General features: G+C 59.8%; 13 protein-coding genes and 1 pseudogene. 1 reads left to right on the top strand and 13 read right to left on the bottom strand.

Going from position 1 to position 19,941, the window contains the following annotated elements; genetic code table 11:
- Window positions 1-112 precede the first annotated feature (112 nt).
- The 5 genes and pseudogenes from parE to thiC form a co-directional block, all read right to left on the bottom strand.
- Window positions 113-1,999: a DNA topoisomerase IV subunit B gene (gene parE, locus Q7T36_RS06190; RefSeq protein WP_304845234.1), complete on the bottom strand. Its 1,887-nt coding sequence runs from the start codon at window positions 1,997-1,999 to the stop codon at window positions 113-115.
- Window positions 2,000-2,003: 4 nt separating this feature from the next.
- Window positions 2,004-2,570 carry a YqiA/YcfP family alpha/beta fold hydrolase gene (locus Q7T36_RS06185; RefSeq protein WP_304845231.1) on the bottom strand — a complete coding sequence of 189 codons (567 nt, stop codon included), beginning with the start codon at window positions 2,568-2,570 and terminating at the stop codon, window positions 2,004-2,006.
- Window positions 2,571-2,624: 54 nt separating this feature from the next.
- Complete coding sequence (gene cpdA / locus Q7T36_RS06180; protein ID WP_304845224.1) at window positions 2,625-3,434, bottom strand: 3',5'-cyclic-AMP phosphodiesterase; 810 nt, start codon at window positions 3,432-3,434, stop codon at window positions 2,625-2,627.
- 337 nt (window positions 3,435-3,771) lie between these two features.
- Window positions 3,772-4,155 (bottom strand): glutaredoxin domain-containing protein, encoded by a 384-nt coding sequence (locus Q7T36_RS06175; RefSeq protein WP_304845220.1) that lies wholly within the window; start codon window positions 4,153-4,155, stop codon window positions 3,772-3,774.
- A gap of 9 nt (window positions 4,156-4,164) precedes the next feature.
- Window positions 4,165-5,991 (bottom strand): annotated as a pseudogene (gene thiC, locus Q7T36_RS06170) (phosphomethylpyrimidine synthase ThiC); the annotation flags it as partial.
- Between the two features lie 209 nt (window positions 5,992-6,200).
- Here thiC and Q7T36_RS06165 point away from each other — a divergent pair.
- Window positions 6,201-7,517: a TolC family outer membrane protein gene (locus Q7T36_RS06165; protein ID WP_304845217.1), complete on the top strand. Its 1,317-nt coding sequence runs from the start codon at window positions 6,201-6,203 to the stop codon at window positions 7,515-7,517.
- Window positions 7,518-7,577: 60 nt separating this feature from the next.
- Here Q7T36_RS06165 and Q7T36_RS06160 read toward each other — a convergent pair whose 3' ends face one another.
- The 8 genes from Q7T36_RS06160 to Q7T36_RS06125 all read right to left on the bottom strand — a co-directional run bounded on the left by Q7T36_RS06160 (window position 7,578) and on the right by Q7T36_RS06125 (window position 19,760).
- Window positions 7,578-9,641: a PAS domain-containing sensor histidine kinase gene (locus Q7T36_RS06160; protein ID WP_304845213.1), complete on the bottom strand. Its 2,064-nt coding sequence runs from the start codon at window positions 9,639-9,641 to the stop codon at window positions 7,578-7,580.
- 227 nt (window positions 9,642-9,868) lie between these two features.
- Window positions 9,869-10,612 carry a hypothetical protein gene (locus Q7T36_RS06155; RefSeq protein ID WP_304845210.1) on the bottom strand — a complete coding sequence of 248 codons (744 nt, stop codon included), beginning with the start codon at window positions 10,610-10,612 and terminating at the stop codon, window positions 9,869-9,871.
- Window positions 10,613-10,734: 122 nt separating this feature from the next.
- A complete protein-coding gene (locus Q7T36_RS06150; protein WP_304845207.1) occupies window positions 10,735-11,757 on the bottom strand; it encodes a hypothetical protein in 1,023 nt (340 codons plus the stop codon).
- Between the two features lie 57 nt (window positions 11,758-11,814).
- Window positions 11,815-14,961: an efflux RND transporter permease subunit gene (locus Q7T36_RS06145; protein ID WP_304845205.1), complete on the bottom strand. Its 3,147-nt coding sequence runs from the start codon at window positions 14,959-14,961 to the stop codon at window positions 11,815-11,817.
- 2 nt (window positions 14,962-14,963) lie between these two features.
- Window positions 14,964-16,097, bottom strand: a complete 1,134-nt coding sequence (locus tag Q7T36_RS06140; RefSeq protein ID WP_304845203.1) for an efflux RND transporter periplasmic adaptor subunit — start codon at window positions 16,095-16,097, stop codon at window positions 14,964-14,966.
- 1 nt (window position 16,098) lies between these two features.
- Window positions 16,099-17,193: a hypothetical protein gene (locus Q7T36_RS06135; RefSeq protein WP_304845201.1), complete on the bottom strand. Its 1,095-nt coding sequence runs from the start codon at window positions 17,191-17,193 to the stop codon at window positions 16,099-16,101.
- Window positions 17,190-18,842 (bottom strand): GH3 auxin-responsive promoter family protein, encoded by a 1,653-nt coding sequence (locus Q7T36_RS06130; protein WP_304845198.1) that lies wholly within the window; start codon window positions 18,840-18,842, stop codon window positions 17,190-17,192. The genes Q7T36_RS06135 and Q7T36_RS06130 overlap by 4 nt, the downstream gene beginning before the upstream one ends.
- Before the next feature lie 78 nt (window positions 18,843-18,920).
- Complete coding sequence (locus tag Q7T36_RS06125) at window positions 18,921-19,760, bottom strand: hypothetical protein (RefSeq protein WP_304845195.1); 840 nt, start codon at window positions 19,758-19,760, stop codon at window positions 18,921-18,923.
- Window positions 19,761-19,941: the final 181 nt, after the last annotated feature.

Genomic DNA, 19,941 nt, shown 5'->3' with positions numbered 1-19,941 from the left:
AAAAGGAGGGTGCGTTGTATATTTAATTGAACACTTTACGGCCGGTCACAGAGGCAGTTTCCGGCCATAAAGGATAAAGCGTAGAAAAACACGGATGAACGGGGATTTTCCTTCAGACGGTCTCCGCCAAATTCCCCTTGTCTTCCAGCCATGCCTTGCGGTCCGGCGAACGCTTCTTCGCCAGCAGCATGTCCAGCATGGCGCACGCTTCCTTTTCATCATCCAGCCGCAGCTGCACCAGCCGCCGTGTATTGACATCCATGGTGGTTTCACGCAGTTGCAGCGGATTCATTTCGCCCAAGCCCTTGAAACGCGTCACCTGCGGCTTGGCCTTTTTGTGCTCGGCCGCCAGCCGGTCCAGCACCCCCTGTTTTTCGTCATCGTCCAGGGCGTAGAAAATTTCCTTGCCGCAATCAATACGGTACAACGGCGGCATGGCGACAAACACATGTCCTTCCTTCACCAGCGAGGTGAAATGCCGCACAAACAACGCACACAGCAGCGTGGCGATATGCAGCCCGTCGGAGTCGGCATCGGCAAGGATGCAGACCTTGCCGTAACGCAGCCCGGTCAAGTCATCATTGCCGGGGTCGACACCAATGGCGACGGCAATGTCATGCACTTCCTGCGAGCCCAGCACATCGTCCTTTGAAACCTCCCAGGTATTGAGAATCTTGCCGCGCAGCGGCATCACCGCCTGGAATTCCTTGTCTCGCGCCTGCTTGGCCGAACCGCCGGCGGAGTCACCTTCCACCAGAAACAACTCGCTGCGCATGATGTCCTGACCGGCGCAATCCGCCAGCTTGCCGGGCAACGCCGGGCCCTGGGTGATTTTCTTGCGCTCGATTTTCTTGCCGGCGCGCAACCGGCGTCCGGCATTGGCAATCGCCAGCTCCGCCAGTTGCACGCCAATGTCCGGATGCTGATTCAACCACAGTGAAAAGGCATCCTTGGTGACGCCCTGTACAAAAACCGCCGCCTCCCGGGAGGACAAGCGCTCCTTGGTCTGCCCGGAAAACTGCGCCTCCTGCATTTTCATCGACAGCACGAAGGACACTTTTTCCCAGACATCTTCTGGCGCCAGCTTGACGTTACGCGGCAACAGGTTGCGAAACTCACAGAACTCGCGCATGGCGTCGGTCAGCCCTTGGCGCAGCCCGTTGACGTGGGTGCCGCCCTGCACCGTGGGAATCAGGTTGACGTACGATTCCTGCACTGCTTCGCCGCCTTCCGGCATCCACAATACGGCGTAATCACAGGCGGCATGGCCGCCCTCGAAGACCCCAGTAAAAGGTTCGGCAGGCAGCACCGGATAATCCTTGGTGGCATCGGCGAGGTAAGCGCGCAAGCCTTCTTCATACAGCCAGGTCTGGGACTCGTTGGCCTGACGGTCGTCGAAACGGATTTCCAGCCCGGGGCACAGCACCGCCTTGGCCTTGAGCAGGTGTTTCAGCGGCTTGGTGGCAAACTTCGGCGTATCAAAATAGGAGGCGTCCACCCAGAAACGCACGCTGGTGCCGCTCTGCCGCTTGGGTACTGTGCCGATCACCGACAACTCAGAGGCCTTGTTGCCGTTGGCAAAGCTGATGCCGTACTCACTGCCGTCACGCTTGACCTTCACCTGCACCTGCAGGGACAAGGCATTGACCACGGAAATGCCGACGCCGTGCAAACCGCCCGAGAACTGGTAGTTCTTGTTGGAAAATTTGCCGCCCGCATGCAGTTTGGTGAGGATCAGTTCAACACCACTCATCTTTTCTTCGGGATGGATATCCACCGGCATGCCACGGCCGTCATCGATCACTTCGAGTGAATTGTCCTCATGAAGGATGACATGGATATGACGGGCATGGCCCGCCAGCGCCTCATCCACCGAGTTGTCGATGACCTCCTGCGCCAGATGGTTGGGGCGACTGGTGTCGGTGTACATGCCGGGGCGGCGGCGGACGGGGTCCAGACCGGACAGGACTTCAATGGCATCGGCGTTATACGTGGTCATGGGCTCAGTGTGTCAAAAAATGGACAATGGCGGGAATGTGCAGCTCAAAGGTATCGAAGGCATGGTTGCCGCCCTCCTCCACCAGCATCGGGGAGCGCGCGTAACGCTGCCGGGCGTCACGATAATCCAGGGTTTCATCACCGGACTGCAATAATACCCACAAGCGCTCCGGTCGTGCGAGTGCTCCGGCCTCCAGCGGCTGTAACTCGGCGACCATTTCTGTCGTCAGCACGTATTTTTCGCCGGTATGGAAGTTTTGCTGCTCCCCAAGGTAGGCATAAAAGCGCTCATAAGGGCGCACCGCCGGATTGATCAGCACCGCCTTGCGGTTAAACCGGGCGGCGGCCCAAGTCGCGTAGAAGCCGCCCAGAGAACTGCCAACCAGATTGGCGTCAGGGAAGGCCTCCAGATGTTCGCAGATGATATCGGCAACGCGGGCGGCATTGACCGCAATGTCGGGCGTCAGGAAGCTGATATCGGGCCGGTTCCGGGACAACCACTCCTGCATCAGGCAGGTCTTATGGGATTGCGGGGAGCTGTTGAAGCCGTGCAGGTAAAGGATGGTGGACATAACGGGTGACGCCGGAATGCAAAAGGCGGGTTTTAAACCCGCCCCGCCGGAAAATCAATAGCCCTTGACCGACCAGTCAATCACAAACCTGACCCCTTCCACGCGCGACACAGCGGTATCGATGGAGCCGTCAGGGTTGAGATGCAGCCAGCGGTAGCCCGGATTCAGGTCTTCTTCAATGGCGAAGTCATCGCTGAGAGCCTTGAATTGCACGCAGGTGGAGGGAGCTGAAAGCATCCGCACACCGTTGCGGACATTATCCGACTCCTGATGCACATGCCCCCAGATGATGGCGCGGATGTGGGTGTACTGATCCACGATGCCGAGGAACTCGTCAGCATTACGCACCACCTGGGTATCCAGCCACTTGCAGCCCATGGGCACCGGATGATGATGCAGGCAGACCATGACATGCTTGTCGAGGGATTCGTCGAGGGCCTGCCTCAGGAATTTCAGTTCGCGGGGCGTAAATTTGCCGGGAACCTGATGTTCAATGCTGGAGTTAAGCATGATGATGCGCCACGGGCCTTGGTCGATGACACAAGGACTGAGGCGGCTCTTGCCGCCCAAGGTGGTTATCATGGGCGAAGTAATGTCGTGATTGCCCTGCAACCAGTAACTGGGAGCGCCAAACGTTTCCAGATGCTGGTGGAAACGCTGATAGGCCTCGACCGAGGCGTCCTGGGCGATATCGCCGGTTGCCAGGATGACATCAATGACCGGCTGCTCCAGCCTCACCTTGTCCAAAACCAGCTTCAGGCTGTCTTCGGTGCAAAGCCCCAACAATTGCCCGGCCGTGGAGGCGAACAAATGACTGTCTGAAATCTGCACCACCCGCAGTGGCTGTTGCGACTGTTTGCTCAAGATGCCGTCCCTAACGAGTTTTACCTTCTTCTTGTAACGCAGAAAATACACTTTTTCCAGCGTCAGGCCAAGAATACCCCGATCAAATCATCCGGCACGACGATCCGGAGCTGTTCAAGCAGCAAAACACTGTAACCGTGCCGGATCGTAGAGTAACACGCCGGCGGCCGGCGGTCTGATGAACACTTCACGTTTGATTTCCGGGCCGATCCCTCCCGCAAACAGCCGGCACCTTAACCGAACGCAATCCAGCCGGTAAAAGCCCTGCTAGACCGTCTCACGCCGGACAACATCCACATCCGCCAGCGTAAAAGCCCCCTCAGCGGGGAGCTTCAATTCAGTATGCACCCAAGGCATCCGCCACCTCGTCCGGGTTATAGCCATGAATCACCGCTTCTTCCCCCACGATCACAATGGGAACGCCGTTGCCCTGATAACGCTTGTACAGCATCTCACCATCCGGCCGCTCAACATTGTATTCCGTATAGCGGATACCCTCCTGATCAAACCAGGCGCGCATTTTCTTGCAATAGCCGCACCAGTTGGTGGCCAGCAATACAACGGAGGGCTGGCCTTGGGGGTGATTGGCAACCTGGCGGCCCGACTCGGGTCCGCCGGCAACCGACCGGATCTCACGCCACACCCGGTGCATGAGGCCGTCGTTCTGCCAGACATAGACACCCGCCAGCAGCAGCATCACGAACCAGAATCGGCTGTTCATGAGATTTCCTTACACCACCTTGTAGATTTCCGCACCTTGGGCGCGAAACTCATCCGCCTTGGCCTGCATGGCCGAATCCACATCCTGCGCTTCGGCTGCCGCCGCCTTTTCCAGGCTGTCGGCGTAATCGCGCACATCCTGCGTGATTTTCATGGAGCAGAACTTGGGACCACACATGGAACAGAAGTGCGCCACCTTGTGTGCATCCTTGGGCAGTGTTTCATCGTGGTATTCACGGGCGGTGTCCGGGTCCAGCGCCAGGTTGAACTGGTCTTCCCAGCGGAACTCGAAACGCGCCTTGGACAGGGCGTTGTCGCGAATCTGCGCACCGGGATGGCCCTTGGCGAGGTCGGCAGCATGGGCGGCGATCTTGTAGGTGATGATGCCATCCTTGACGTCCTTTTTGTTCGGCAGGCCCAGATGCTCCTTGGGCGTGACATAGCAGAGCATGGCGCAACCGAACCAGCCGATCATGGCCGCACCGATGCCGGAGGTAATATGATCGTAGCCGGGGGCGATGTCGGTGGTCAGCGGACCGAGGGTATAGAACGGTGCTTCCTGACAGACCTCCAGCTGCAAGTCCATGTTTTCCTTGATCATGTGCATCGGCACATGGCCGGGGCCTTCAATCATCACCTGCACGTCATGCGCCCAGGCTTTATGGGTCAGTTCCCCCAGGGTGCGAAGTTCGCCGAACTGGGCTTCATCATTGGCGTCGGCGATGGAGCCGGGACGCAGGCCATCGCCCAGCGAGAAGCTGACGTCGTAGGCCTTCATGATTTCGCAGATGTCGTCAAAGTGGGTGTAAAGGAAGTTTTCCTTGTGGTGCGCCAGACACCACTTGGCCATGATGGAGCCGCCGCGCGAGACGATACCGGTGACACGCTTCGCCGTCAGCGGCACATAACGCAGCAGCACGCCGGCATGGATGGTGAAGTAATCAACGCCTTGCTCCGCCTGCTCGATCAAGGTATCGCGGAAGATTTCCCAGGTCAGGTCCTCGGCCACGCCGTCCACCTTCTCCAGCGCCTGGTAGATGGGCACGGTGCCGATGGGAACCGGGCTGTTGCGGATGATCCACTCGCGGGTTTCGTGGATGTGCTTGCCGGTGGACAGGTCCATGATGGTGTCCGCGCCCCAGCGGATGCCCCAGGTCAGCTTCGCCACCTCTTCCTCAATGGAGGAGCCCAGCGCCGAGTTGCCGATGTTGCCGTTGATTTTCACCAGGAAGTTGCGGCCGATGATCATCGGCTCCAGCTCAGGATGGTTGATGTTGGCGGGGATGATGGCCCGGCCCAGCGCAACTTCGCTGCGCACGAATTCGGGAGTGATTTCCTTGGGAATGGCGGCGCCGAAAGATTGTCCGGCATGTTGCTGCCCCAGCAGGCCGCGCTCACGGGCTTCCTGCAGTTTCATGTTCTCGCGGATGGCGATGTATTCCATCTCGGGGGTAATGATGCCCTGACGGGCATAATGCAACTGGCTGACATTGCGGCCCGGCAGCGCCCGGCGCGGCTTGCGCAGATGACCGAAGCGCAGGGGGGTCAGGTTGATGTCACGCTCGCGCAGCAGACCGAAGCGGGAGGTGGGACCGGGCAATTGCTCGGTATCGTCACGCTCCGCAACCCAGACCTCCCGCACCACAGGCAGTCCATGGCGGATATCCACCTGCACATCCGGATCGGAATAGGGGCCGGATGTATCGTAGACGATGACCGGCGCGTTTTTCTCACCGCCCAGAGCGGTCGGGGTATCCGTCAGGGAAATTTCGCGCATGGGCACCCGGATGTCCGGACGGCTGCCTTCAACATATATTTTGCGGGAAGCAGGAAACTGTTCGGTCGACGCGCGGTCCACTTGCGCCTGTTCACTCAGAAACACGGTAGCCATATTCGGAATTCGTTCAATCTAGGAGGGTTGAGCCGGAGGCTGCGACTATACGGTTTTGCTCCCGGCTTAACAACAAAACAGGCTGGCCCGGCTTGAATTCCGGCCGACAAAACCATACTCTCCCCCCTATCGTCCATACTCTGCGGTATGTTGTTATGCGCCGTCTTTTTTCTGCTTTCCTGATCTCTTCCGCCCTGACTCCGCTGTGCCACGCCATCGATCTGGCCCAGGCCTATGACCTGGCTCTGAAAAACGATGCCGATTGGGCCGCCACCACCAGCGTCTACAAGGCCGACATGATCAAGGAAGGTCAAAATTACGGCGCACTGTTACCCACGCTGGGCCTCAGCGCCTCTTACGGGGAAAACAGCTTTTCACCGGACAGCCCTACTGTAGGGAATACCAAAGTCAACTATTCCGGAACACAGTATGGTTTGCAGGTCAAGCAACCGCTGTACCGCGCCGACCTGTGGCGGGACTACCAGCGAGCCAAAAAATCCACGACAGTGACCGAAGCCACCTACCGCCAGAAGCAACAGGAACTGGTGCTGAAGGTCAGTGAAACCTATATCAACGTCTTGCGCGCCCAGGAAACGCTGTCCACCACGCAGGCCGAGGAGGCAGCACTGAAGCGTCAGCTGGAACAGGCGCAAAAGCGATTTGAAGTGGGTCTGATCGCCAAGACTGATGTACTGGAAGCCCAGGCGCAGTTGGACGGGGCCATCGCCAACCGCATCAGCGCCGAAGTAGGAGTTTCCGGGACCCGCGAAACCCTGGTGTCCATCATAGGCAAGGATCCCGGCCAGCTGGCCGCGCTGCGCCCGGACTTCAAGGTGACAGCCCCCATGCCCGCCAGCGCAGACGACTGGGCCGATCTGGCCAAGGCGCACAACCCGCAAATGGAAGCGGCGCGCATGAATCAGGAAGTTGCACAAAACGCTCTGTACGCCCAGCGTTCGGGCAACCTGCCGCAGGTGGATCTGGTGGGCAGTTACAGCAACACCGACAACGACACCGCGAACCCCTCTGTCTCCTCACGCAACGGAGACGCCACCAGCATTGCAGTGCAGCTGCAATGGAGCCTGTATACCGGTGGCCGCACCAACAACGCCATCTCGCAGGCCGCCTACCAGTCCGATGCCGCCCGGGAACAAGTCAGCGCCGTGGAGCGGCAGTTGATTGCCCAGGCGCGCACCGCCTACCTGAACGCCTCTGCCGACAGCTACCGCACCTCCGCCCGCCTGCAGGCCGTGAAGTCCAATGAAGCGGCGCTGGCGGCGACCAAGGCCGGTTATGACGTAGGCACGCGGAACATTGTGGATGTGCTGCTGGCCGAGCGTAACCTGTATGCCGCGCGCCGTGACCACGCCAACGCCAAGTATGATTATTTGATCAACACACTGAAACTGCGGGCGGCCAGCGGTCAACTGGCCATCAAGGATATTCAGGAACTGAACGGCTGGATGCAATAAGCCAGGCTGGGCATCCGGGCCGGTATCGGCGGCTTACCCGAGGCTCTGGCCTCACGATCCTTAACGGGCCTTCCGCCTTGCCGCAATCTCCAGCGTCATATCAAGCGCCTCCATGAACTCATTGACTTTGATCGGCTTGGTCAGATACCGGATGAAGCCGGCCTCCAAGCCCTTGCGGATGTCACTTGGCATGGCATTGGCGCTGATGGCGATCACCGGAATATGTGCCGTGGCGGGGTTTTCGCGCAACACCCTCAAGGCCTGCAATCCGCTGATGCCCGGCAGGTTGATATCCATCAGAATCACTTCCGGCAGATAACTGCGCGCTAGCTCAATGCCGATATTGCCGTCCACGGCAGTCAACAGCCGCATCTCTGAGCGACGCGCAACCAGCTGCCCGACCAGCTTCAGATTGGCTGGATTATCCTCAACATAGAGCACCGTACGCAGCGAAGATACATGTTCGGGTATGATCCGTTCAGCAGCCAAGGCTGGTTTGCCGCCGGCAGACAGGTTTGGCGCCGCCGTCAAGTTCAATTCGAACCAGAACACGCTGCCCACGCCAACACGGCTATCAACGCCAATGACACCGCCCATCAACTCGACCAATCGTTTGCTCATCACCAAACCGATACCGGTACCTTCCTCGGCCCCCCCCTCCTTGCCCAGTCGGTTAAACGGCTGAAAGAGAAGCATCAGTTTTTCAGGCGGAAGTCCCTCGCCTGTATCGCAAATGCTGACCCGCAAGCGCCCCGGCATGCTCTCGCGGCATTTCACCTCAACACAACCTTGCGGTGTGTTGTATTTGATAGCGTTGGAAAGCAGGTTAACCAGCACTTGCTTCAACCGGGTGCGGTCGGCGATGACAAAGACCGGCATATCCATGACTGGAAATGACAACGTAATTCCCCGCTGCTGCCCCAGCGGCTCCATCATCTCCCGGCACTCCTGCATCACCTCGGCCAACAACACCGGCTCCTCTGACAATGACAGCTTTCCTGATTCGATCACGGCTAAATCCAGGATTTCATTGATCAGTTCCAGCAAATACCATCCTGCATGCAAAATTTGGTCAATGCTGGCTTTTTGGGAGGTCGTTGGCGCAGGTATATCGGAATCCATCAGCTGCGCAAAACCGAGAATGGCGTTCAGCGGTGAGCGCAGTTCATGGCTCATGCAGGATAAAAAGTCGGATTTGGCCAGATTGGCTTTTTCGGCAACCGCCGTCGCGTTGGTCAGCTCCACCTCGACTTTACGGCGCTCGGTAAGATCACGGGTCAACTTGGCGAACCCGCGCAAATAGCCGCCTTGATCGCGAATTGCCGTGAAAACTACATTAGCCCAGAAAATAGAGCCATCCTTACGAGTTCGCCAGCCTTCGTCCTCAAAACGCCCGTTAGCAGCAACAGCCGCCAGCAGTTTTTCCGGCTTGCCGCTACCGATATCGTCAACGGTATAAAACAGGGAGAAATGCCGGCCGACAATTTCATCGGCGCGGTAGCCCTTGATACGCTGGGCACCGCTGTTCCAGCTCACCACGCATCCTTCGGGATTCAGCATGACAATGGCGTAATCGGTGACACTTTCTACCATTAATCGAAAGCTTTCCTCGGTCCAGCGCAATTGCTCTTCAATCTGCTTGCGTGAGGTATTATCGGTACCGATCAACAAATAGCCGATAATCAGATTGTCCGCATCCCGCAGCGCCGTGACCGAGACAATGGCAGGAAAACGGCTGCCATCCTTTCGGATATAGGTCAGCTCATAAATATCTTCAATCCCGCGCGATGCCTTGAAGACCAGCGCCTCGAACCCCGGCGTTATGGGTGTGGCCAACTCCAGGCTCAGCGCCCTGGCGCGGCAAATCACTTCCTGCGGATCGGAGATATCAGCCGGCGTAATCCGGTTGACAACATCGGCCGCAGCATAACCCAGCATACGCTCAGCGCCGACATTGAAAATCTGGATTACTCCTTTTTCATCAGTAGCTATGCTGGAGAAATAGGCGCTGAAGAAAATGGCATTCTGCAATGCGCCTGTTTTCAACAGGGACTCCTGATGCGGGGACTCCCCGGGCGCTATCACAGAACCGGGAATTTCAGGCGAAGTATTTTTGGTGGACATGACCGACCCCGGTGCAAGTACAACCATGTTTTATATGTACACCGTTTAAGGCAATGACGTGTCGACTGGAACAAACAGAGTAGGAAACGCTTATGCGGAAAGCTGGATCCGTTTTCAATTGTCAACAAACCGTCCGGCTCCGTCTGTACGGTAACGCGCATAAGGAGCCATTCAGGAAAGGACATGCCTGGGCGGCCCGACACTCGGCCACCAAGGAAGGAGAGAAATCAAGGATCGACGTCGGCCGGACCCACCACCTCACCGGTCTTGCCATCCAGCAACATGACCGCGAACCCCCTTGAGCTGCGCAAAGGCATGAACCGCAGTTCATCCGGCTGACGGCCATAATTCCGCGCTGCTGCCTGCAGGAGGGCCGCCGACTGCTCAGACACTCCATTTTCAGCCTTGAGCGGCCTGGCGTGCTGCAATAACTTCAGGGCAACCTGCCGGTAATCCACATAAAACTGGGGCATATACTGTAAATCACCACGTCCGCTGGATATTGAGTCCATGAGTTCGCGACTTTCTCCGGCATTGGTCGGAGTCATGGCTCCGACCAATAACGGCCGGGTAACGCCCAAGGTGCGGAACTGCGGCTCCTTCCCCTTAGCCAATAACTCCGGATCAATATCAGGGGCAAAGACCAGATCAAAAATCCGCGGCGATGCCACCATAAACACCGGCCTGGACACAAAGGCTGAGTACAGACCAAACGCCATAAACCCGGCTTGCAACAACGCTATGACCGTCAGATCCATGCGCAAGGTTGGTTTTCCCTGCCGAAACACCAATAAAGTCAGCATGGGACCTATGATCAAATCGATACCGCCAACCAGCATCAGCAGCTTGTCAGCTTTTGCCATGCGCATCAACGCCGGCGGATACCAGAAAATAATGATGTAGGCGGCAATGGAGCCCACTACCATGAAACTGATCAGCAAGTGAATAAAAGAGGCTTTCCAGCGGGTCATGCGACAGGTCTCCTCTTGGACAGGTTATCGGAAGCCATGGGCATAAAATGACGTCGCTTGTCGTGCGCGACCATCAACAGGGTGATAAATATCCACCGCCTCCGGAGAGCTGTCAAGGCCGGTTAACCGCCCAACATGACCTCCCGCCACCGTGCCAGCACCCGGCCCGCCGCCGCACCGTCCTTGTCCGCCACCGGATGCAAGCGGATGGCTATGCCACGCCGGCCGTTACAGACCATAGTCGTTATGCATACCGGATAGCCGGGACTGCCTGGCGCCGACCCGGTCAGGCCGTCAATCGCCGGCACCGACCACGACCCGACATTGGAGTACGAACCCGCAAACTTGCCCGGCTTTGGCCGGGTCAGGCGGTACAGCAGATTGATGCCGCGCTGCCCCACCCAGCGACCGAGGGACAACAGGAACCATTGCCGCCAATGCTCCAGCCGCGCCAGTCGCGCGGATACCTGCTCCCGGACATCCACCGCGCTCATGCCGTGGGAAATGGTCACGGCAAAACCACCGCAATGATTCATCGACTCCCGCTCACATTGCACCACGCCACGCAGGTTCACCGGATAAATCCACGGCAGCACGGCATCCGGGGCGAACAACAGCTCGCGGACGGCGCGGTCGGCAGTCCACAGCAGCCAGACCGTGCTGCTGACACCGGCTCTTTTAGCGCAGATTTCCACCGCATCCGACTCAGGAATATCCAGCAACACCGTGGCCGGCAAGGCGGCTGGAGCGCGAGCCAGCTCCGGCGCCAGATTCCGCCAGCTCAGTTTCGGCGCGGGTGCATTCAGGGGCAGGCGAGCCGCTTTCCAGAGTTCACCCAAGGTCGGAGCCGCCTTGTCGCGACCCTTCGGCAAGCCGTCCGGAAACTGTACGCCCTTGGTCTGCACCGTCATGGCAATACCGGCGATGCCGTCATAATAGCGGTGCGAAGCACTGTACCACTGCGGTTGGGCGCCACCTTTCTCAAAGGTGCCATACAGCATGCGGTCGTCCACGCCGTAAACCCGGCGGGCGGTGTACCACATGCCCACATAGTCTGTGCCGGGAGGGTGTATTTCCCCCAACGGGATAATATAGGGTGTTGCGGACGTGGAGGCCGCAATCGAAGTATGCAGGGGAGCATTCATGGCCTTGGTCCCTCCGGTTCGGGGTTGGTCCGTCCGCCACCAGGGCGGACGGCTGCATCAGGGAATGGTTTTCCCGGAGCCGGGCAGCGCGCGCGCCGGCTTGCGCAGGATGAAGGCCAGCCGGGGAACCGCCCGCACCAGATCGTCCAGGCAGGTGTACATCACCGGCACCACAATCAGTGTCAGCACCGTGGACGTCAGCAAGCCGCCAATCAGGGCATGCGCCATCGGCGCGCGTTGTTCCGCGCCCTCCCCCAGACCCAGCGCCAGCGGAATCATGCCGGCAATCATGGCGGCGGTCGTCATCAGGATCGGGCGCAGCCGAGTTTGTCCGGCCTGCAGAATCGCCTTCTCGCGCGGTAAACCGCTCTTGACCAGCTCCTGGATGAAATCGACCAGCAGAATGGCGTTCTTGGTAACCAGCCCCATCAACATGACAATGCCGATGATGGAAAACATGTTCAGTGAGCTGCGGCAGACAAACAACGCCATGAACACACCGATCAGCGACAGCGGCAAGGCAGTCATGATCGTCAGGGGATGAAGGAAGCTGTTGAACTGCGCCCCCAGCAGCATGTAGATGAACAACGCACCCAGCACCAGGGCGGTCGTGGCATAACCGACGGATTCCTTCATGTCGTTGTTGGCGCCTTGGGTGACAATGCGGTAACCGGCGGGCATGGCGATACCGGCGGCCACCTTCTCAATGTCCGCCCCCACATCCCCGGCCGGACGACCGGTGACATTGCCGGAAAACAGCACTTCCCGGAACAGGTTGCGGCGGTTGATCTGCGCCGCACTGACGCTCTCCTTGACGGTGGCCACCTGCCCCACTGTAATCATTTCCGGCTGGCCGGTCAGCGGGTTGATGCGGCCTGACGCCACCGGCAGCAGCGTGACATCCTCGGCGCTCTGGCGCAGGTTGCCGGGCAGGCGCACCCGCACGTTGTAGTTCTCACCGTCGGCGTCCTGCCAGGTGGTCACGGTTTCCCCGGCAATCAACGGGCGCAGCGCAGCGCCGATGCGGCCGACGGACAGCCCCAGATCAGCCGCCCGTTCACGGTCCACCTGCAGCGACAGCGTCGGCCGGGACGCCTTCATCGAACTCTCCAGATCAATCAACCCCGGCACGGCGCCCAGCTTATGCTGGAATTCCTGAGCCAGACGCTGCAGCACCTGCATGTCGTTGCCTTGCAATGAGACCTGGATCGGTTTCAGGCTGCCAATGGTTTCCTTGGCCGGGGCCACGGAGTTGACTTCGATGCCTGCCACAGCCTTCAGCTGCTCGCGGAAGGTGTTGATCAGTTGCTTCTGGGACAGGGTGCGCTCGGCCTTGGGCTTCAGCAACACCCGCACCGACGCCTTGTGCTTGCCGATATCGAGGCCGGTATTGATCGTGGCATAGGTGTCCAGCACACCGGGGAACTGCCGCACCAGCAGGCCGACTTGCGCGGCCTTCTGTTCGGTGTAGCCCAGCGTTGAACCGACCGGCGTCGAGAACTTGATGCTGATTTCGCTCAGGTCCGGCTCAGGCACGAATTCCTTGCCGACAAACTTCGCAAACAGCATCGCCACCGCCAGCGAACCGACTGCCAGCCCCAGGGTGAAACGACGGTTGTTCAGCGCCCACAGGATAACCTGGGCATACTTTTCAGCCAGCCGGTCCAGTTGTGCCTGGAAAGCCCGCAGTTTCACCGCCATCCAGGAGTCGCCCTGCATGCCGTGGGCATCCGGGTCACGCCAGCGGCTGGAGAGCATCGGATCAAGTGTAAAGCTGACCAGCATTGACAACAGCACCGCACAAGACACCGCGATGCCGAACTGGTAGAAGAAACGGCCGATGATGCCGCCCATGAACGCCACCGGCAGGAATACAGCGACAATGGTCAGCGTCGTCGCCAGCACCGCCAGCCCGATTTCACGGGTGCCGTCCACCGCCGCCTGACCGTGCGACTTGCCCATGGCGGCATGACGCACAATGTTTTCCCGCACCACGATGGCATCATCAATCAGCAGGCCGATCGACAGCGACAAGGCCATCAGCGTCATCGAATTCAGCGACAGACCGAACACGTAGAGGAAAAAAATACAGCCCAGCAGCGAGATCGGCAGCGTCAGGCCGGTAATGATGGTGGAGCGCCACGATCCCAGGAACAGGAAGACGATGACAATGGCCAGCACCGCCCCTTCCACCAGCGTTTTCTTGACGTCATGCAGCGAAGCGCGAATGGAGCGGGAACTGTCGGCCACCACCAGCACGCGGGAGCCGGACGGCAGCGAAGCCTCGATTTCCGGCACCTGCTGATGCAGGGCGTCAACCAGGGCGATGGTATTGGCGCCGGACATCTTCACCACATCAACACTGATGGCGCGGCGACCGTTGAGCAAGGCCAGCGATTGCAGCTCCTGCTCGCCGTCAATGATCCGCGCCACCTGCCCCAGCGTCACCGCCGACTGTCCGCGCTGGGCGACAATCAGGCCGGCAAATTCTTCGGGAGAAGCAATACGGCCATTGATTTCCACCATTTTTTCGGAGGAGCCGACCTCCACGGTTCCGGCGGGCATTTGGGCGTTTTCACTGCGCAAGGCCGCCATGACTTCGTCAATGCCCACCCCCAGCGCCTCCATGCGGTCCGGCATCAGCTCAACCTGGATCTCGCGCGGCATGGCGCCAACCACATCCACCCGGCCGACGCCGGGAATGTTTTGCAGCTTGCGCACCACCTGCTGGGTGACATGGGTGCTCAAGGCCTTGACCGAAAGGCTGTCCGTGACAAAAGCCAGCGAGAACACCGGAGCTTCGTCCGGCCGGAAGCGCTCCACCAGCGGCTCCTTCACTTCCGGACGGAAACGCACCTTGACGGCGGCAATCTTGTCGCGCACATCCTGTACCGCCACCTCAATCGGCACACCCAGCACAAATTCCACGGCAATGCGTGAACGGCCTTCAAACGAAGTGGAGATGATACGTTTGACACCCGGCACGGTATTGATCGCATCTTCAATGCGTCGCGTTACATCACTTTCCACCACGGCGGGTGAAGCGCCGGGATAGTCGGTGGTGATCACGGCATAGGGAAATTCAACGTTGGGGTATTCCTCGACGCTCAGTTCCCGCCAGGCGAAAAGGCCCAGCACCATGAACGCCATCATCATCATGGTGGCGAAAACGGGATAGCGGATACACAGCCGGGTCAGCCACATGGTCAGCGCACTCCGTTCAGGCGAACCGCTTTTCCTTCGTTTTCGGGCAGGGGCGGCGCCAGCAGCACCCGGTCTCCGGCGCGCAGGCCGGACACCAGCGCCAGGCCGCGTTCTTCATTGCGCATCGCAACTTGTACCGGCTGCGCTTGTAGATGGCTGTCCACCACGGTATGTACGCGCCAAGACTGGCCGTCGGCCTGCAAGGCGGATACCGGCACCGCCAGGCCCTGCCGGGCTAGTTCGTCACGCACCAGCCCCTTGGCGAAGACTCCGGCGCGCAGCAATCCGTCCTGATTGTTCACCTGCACATACACCGGAATGCGGCGGCTGCCTGTGCGTGCGACCGGATTGATGCGGGCTATGCGCCCGGCAAAGTTCCTGCCGGGAAAGCCGTCAACCTGAAAGCTGACGATCTGCCCGGGCTTGATGGTGGTCATATCCGCTTCCGGCACCATGGCCTCCAGCTCCATCAGCCTCAGATCGACAATTTTCAGCAAGGGTGTCCCCGGAGCCACCGACTGGCCCGGTTCCACCAGACGCTCGGCAATGCGGCCGTCAAACGGGGCGCGAACCACGGCGTCTGCCATTTGCTGGCGCACCTGGGCCAGCGCGGCGGCCGAAGCGCTGACCTGGGCGTTGCGGATTTCCAGCTGCCGCTCGGCATTGCTGATCTCATTGTCGGAGACGTAGTTCTGCTCCCGCAGCGGCCGCATGCGTTCCAGTTTCTGCTGGGCCATCAGCGCTTCAGCGCGGTTGCCCTGCATGGTGGCTTCCGCCTGCAAGACGCGCAGCTTCAGGTCACGGGTATCCATCGAAGCGATGACCTGCCCGGCCCGAACGGTCTCCCCGGCGCGGGCGGCCACCATCATCACCTCACCGCCGGTGCGGGCGTTCAACACCGCCTGATGCAGGGGGTTGAGGGTTCCGGTCACCGCGATGTCGCGGCCCAGGCGCATTTCCTGCACCACCACGAAATCGGCGGCGGACAGTTGCAGCGGCTGCACCGTCGGCGTCATTTTGCTGCGCGATTCCTGAGGCCACCATGCCACCAGCGCCACCGCCAGCCCCACCGCGCCGTATTTCACCCAGCTAACGGGAATATAGGTTTTCTGACGGGTCATCACGAACTTGCTCATGTCAAAGTCTCCCGCTTTCATAAAAGGGTATGCGGCTGCCGGACAACTCAGGCTGACCGGCATTGTCAAAGGCGACGGTGTATTGGTTGGCGTGCAGCGGCAGCGAACGGAACCGGCTCATCACCGCCTGCCGGGGATCAGTGTCCGCCAGGGTCAGGGTCATGGCGCGGACGCCACGGCGACGCGTTTCTTCCCAGGCAGCGTGCATCAGGGCGCTGAAGGCGGGCAGGTCGTCGGGCCGGGTCAGGGGGGAATGCAGGCTCAGGTAATCGAAAGATTCACCGACGGCAGGCAGGTGCAGCCCGCCGGTCCAGGAGCTCCACAAATTCCACAAAGGCCGCAACATCTTCAGCGACCGGCTGTAGCTGACGACACGGGTTTGCTTGAGCGTCTTCTGGTTCCATAACCCGACGATGCCGCGAAGCGCGCCGCCTTCTCCGATCAACAGGAAGTCCTGCGGTTGCAGACCGGCAAAAAATGGATCGCCGTTCAACAGACCCTTGAAGTCATAACACGGCAGGAACTGGTAAAAATCCGCCATGGCGTCCACAAAGCGGTTCATGGCGGGAATATCGGCAGCGGTCGCCACCCGCACCGACGGCGCAAATGCCTGCGGCGGGCGGCGGCTGGACGTGACAGTGTAGGTGGTGATGCGCCCGACATGGCGGTAATCCGGCAAGCCGGCGCGGCCTCCCTCGAAACTGCTGCGGGAACGCTGGTTGTCTTCCAGGATCACTGACAGGTACCAGCCGTCGCCAATCAACGCTTTGGTGGCGCGGTTGGCGTAAAGCAGCACGCGCCCGCCCTGGAAATCCGGTGCAACACGCATGTCTGCACCATAGCGCAAGGACTGGGCGCTGCCATTGAGGAATACACGGCGCAGGCCCAGATTGAAGACGGCGGCCAGCGCATTGTCCTGGCGGCGGGTAACCACCAGCAGATGGGACTGCTGGTACATGACCGCCGCCGAGGCAAAGTAGTCGGGAGCGCGCTCAAAGGCCATCTGCAGCCCGGACGAGGGTTGCGGAATGCCGAACAACGCCTGCAGCGCCGGATTGTCCTCCGGGCAGGCGCTCCGCACCTCGAAGCCGCTCATGCGGCCCCCGTCAAATCCATATTCGCCGCTGAACGCACGCCGGGCTCCGGCAGAATGCGGCAGAAGGCGTCACGCGGCACCTTGCGCACCGGCTCCGGCTTGATGTTGCCTTCGATCATGCCGCCGGCCATGGCGATCTGCTGGTAAAGCTGCCAGCCGTCCGCCACCACCACGGCGGTGGCGGGTTGCAGTTGCTGCAGGTCGCGAGCCAGGGCGTAATGGAAATGGGAACCCAGTGAACGCTCCACCGCCTGGCCGATATGCGCAGGGAAAATCGGCTCCAGCGTCTGCCCCGGCTGGCTGAAAATGGCGACATAGGCCGACTTGCCGCGTCCCTGCCCGTCCACCGCCAGCAGCGTGACCGGCTCCAGGCCATATTGGTCGGCCACCGCCTGCAGCGTCTGGCGGGCGGCCTCCGGTGACATCTTCTCGCCCACCAGATCGACACCATGCCGACGCCCCAGGAAACTGAAGCACGGCACCTCCCCCCACATCTCCGACACCGCCATGCGGTCGTCCAGCTGATAACGCAGCATGCCGTTACCCCCGGAAATGATCGGACTAACCTCGTCGCCTTCCTTCAACTCCCAGGGCGCCAGGATATTGCCGGTCCGCAGGTCTTCAAACTCATAGACATGGCTCTGGTACGCCAGCGGATAGTGGCCGTCCACCGGAATGGTCACCACGCCTTCGGTCGCCCACAGGCCTTTACCTTCAAACGCGGAATGCGGCAGGCGCTCGCGCAATTGCCCGGCCCACGGCGCAGCATCGGCGGTATCCCAGGCCGATACCAGCGCCAGATCTTTCCACAATACGGCAGCTGCTTGCTGCGGGGAATCCTGCAGGGCATGCTCCAGCAGCCTTGCCCGTTCCGGCGCGCGCGGGGCCTTCAGGGACAGCAAGGACTGCGCCCTGTCACCCCAATGACCGCTGCTGAGCACGCGGGCAATGTCGTCCCCGAAACGAGGCAGCATGTCCAGCAGTTGCAGGGCGAAGGTGGGGCTCCACACCGAGAGCATGCGCAAATCCGCACGCGCCACCAGATAACAAAGCGAAGCAAACATGGCGTCGCCGGGGCTGGCAGCAAGCGCCACATCCGGCGACACCGCCTGCGAATGCGACGCCAGGAAGCGTTTGACGCCGCCCATCAGCTCGCTGTCGTCATTGAGATTGCCGCGCAGGTCGTCATACTGGTTTTGCGGCAACCAGGAGACCGACCAATAATGCACCCCGCACTTCAGTCCGGGATTGCGCCGGTACATGCTGGCCAGCCAGGGCGCAATGGCGGCATCCAGCTCACCGAGGAAGGCGCGGGTATAGGGAATCAGTTTCAGTTTTTCGGAGGAACCGCTGGTGGGCTGGTAACGGACTATGGCGCTGTTGACCAGTGACTCCTTGCCATTACGCTGGTCACGGATGGCCTTCTGCCAGTCCGCATAGCGCGTCACCGGATACGATTGGCGAAACGACTCCCAGGACGGAATGCTGCCCTGCCAGGCGGGCTGGATGCGTGCGGACGCCACCAGCTTCAGCAGGTTGTCCAGCTTGCGGCGCTGCACGCTTTCCAACTGGAAGCGCTGGTCCTGGAAACGGCGTGCGGAACGGAAACAGGCGGCATGCAGCGCGCCATGGGTCATACGGCTAATCATGGTCGAACTCCCGGATCAAACAATGGGGAAACCCCGGACTCACCCCTCAAGGGATGGCCGGGGCATACCACGACTGACTCAGGCGCTGCGCCGGAATGCAATCATGTTATCGACCGGCGCCGCCGATCCGGGCACCGCATGCAGGCGCGGCGTCGCTTTGGACGCATCCTCACGGCCCTTGCTGGCCGGCTTGCTTGCATATCGCAGCGCGTAACTGGCCAACAACTCCCAGTCCACCACCCCGACACAAGGTAATTCGGTGCCGCGATGCCATTCGGGATTGCACTTTTCAAAAAAGCGGATATTGAGATTGGAGCGGCGCATGTTTTCGGTAATATCCGCTACATCGCCTTTCAGGCACTGGTAGTCGCTGCCGAAATCCAGAATCTGGCGGCCTGCATCGTAGTACTCCGCAAACATCTCGCAGCAATAGTGATCCACGACATCAGACAGGCCGTGCACATCCCCGGCAGGATTGGGGTAAAACTTCTGGAAGTTGTTGGACAGCAGCAGGTAGGTCTTGAACCCCTTGGAAATCAGCAGCCAATAGACTTTCTGGCGCGGATAACGGATCTTTTCCGCTACCAGGAACTTATAGAAAGCCACTTGCAGCACGCGGGAGCCCCAGTAGGCGCGCTCGATGATGGTATCGCCGCTGAAAACGCCCCGGGCCTTTTTGCCCTGGACTTCCATGTCATTGACCATCATCGTGGAAAAACCGACGATCTGGTTGTCGCTTTTGCGGCGGATCAGGAAGGCGCCTGACTTCTTGCTGAGGTCGCGCAGGAAAATATCCCAGTCCGTGCGCTCATAATAACGGGAATAGACAGCATACATCTGGCGGATGTCATTGACATCAATGCGGGAAAGGGGGAAATAGGAGGCCTTCAGGGCTTCGGAACTCTGGCTGCTGTGCATGTCAGTTCTCGTTCTGGTTTATAGTTATTAAGCAGGCCCCCAACCAGCCCGGAATCGGCACTGAGGACGTGTCTTTGGTGAAGCTATTCTCGTCGGATTTTCACTACCGGTCATCGCCTCAAACGGTCATATCCTTTGCAAAATCGGCCAAACCGAACAATTGCTGGCCGGAATTGTTCTG

The organism is Fluviicoccus sp. (assembly GCF_030646115.1).
Taxonomy (GTDB): domain Bacteria; phylum Pseudomonadota; class Gammaproteobacteria; order Pseudomonadales; family Moraxellaceae; genus Fluviicoccus.
This window is presented reverse-complemented; position numbering and strand designations above follow the sequence as displayed.

What these genes read in the sequence shown, in the direction of transcription:
- Q7T36_RS06125 (WP_304845195.1), bottom strand. Translation starts at nt 19,760, where the DNA reads ATGCACAGCAGCCAGAGTTCCGAAGCCCTGAAGGCCTCCTATTTCCCC.
- Q7T36_RS06130 (WP_304845198.1), bottom strand. Translation starts at nt 18,842, where the DNA reads ATGATTAGCCGTATGACCCATGGCGCGCTGCATGCCGCCTGTTTCCGT.
- Q7T36_RS06140 (WP_304845203.1), bottom strand. Translation starts at nt 16,097, where the DNA reads ATGAGCAAGTTCGTGATGACCCGTCAGAAAACCTATATTCCCGTTAGC.
- Q7T36_RS06185 (WP_304845231.1), bottom strand. Translation starts at nt 2,570, where the DNA reads ATGTCCACCATCCTTTACCTGCACGGCTTCAACAGCTCCCCGCAATCC.
- Q7T36_RS06135 (WP_304845201.1), bottom strand. Translation starts at nt 17,193, where the DNA reads ATGAGCGGCTTCGAGGTGCGGAGCGCCTGCCCGGAGGACAATCCGGCG.
- Q7T36_RS06160 (WP_304845213.1), bottom strand. Translation starts at nt 9,641, where the DNA reads ATGTCCACCAAAAATACTTCGCCTGAAATTCCCGGTTCTGTGATAGCG.
- Q7T36_RS06145 (WP_304845205.1), bottom strand. Translation starts at nt 14,961, where the DNA reads ATGTGGCTGACCCGGCTGTGTATCCGCTATCCCGTTTTCGCCACCATG.
- Q7T36_RS06150 (WP_304845207.1), bottom strand. Translation starts at nt 11,757, where the DNA reads ATGAATGCTCCCCTGCATACTTCGATTGCGGCCTCCACGTCCGCAACA.
- parE (WP_304845234.1), bottom strand. Translation starts at nt 1,999, where the DNA reads ATGACCACGTATAACGCCGATGCCATTGAAGTCCTGTCCGGTCTGGAC.
- Q7T36_RS06175 (WP_304845220.1), bottom strand. Translation starts at nt 4,155, where the DNA reads ATGAACAGCCGATTCTGGTTCGTGATGCTGCTGCTGGCGGGTGTCTAT.
- Q7T36_RS06165 (WP_304845217.1), top strand. Translation starts at nt 6,201, where the DNA reads ATGCGCCGTCTTTTTTCTGCTTTCCTGATCTCTTCCGCCCTGACTCCG.
- Q7T36_RS06155 (WP_304845210.1), bottom strand. Translation starts at nt 10,612, where the DNA reads ATGACCCGCTGGAAAGCCTCTTTTATTCACTTGCTGATCAGTTTCATG.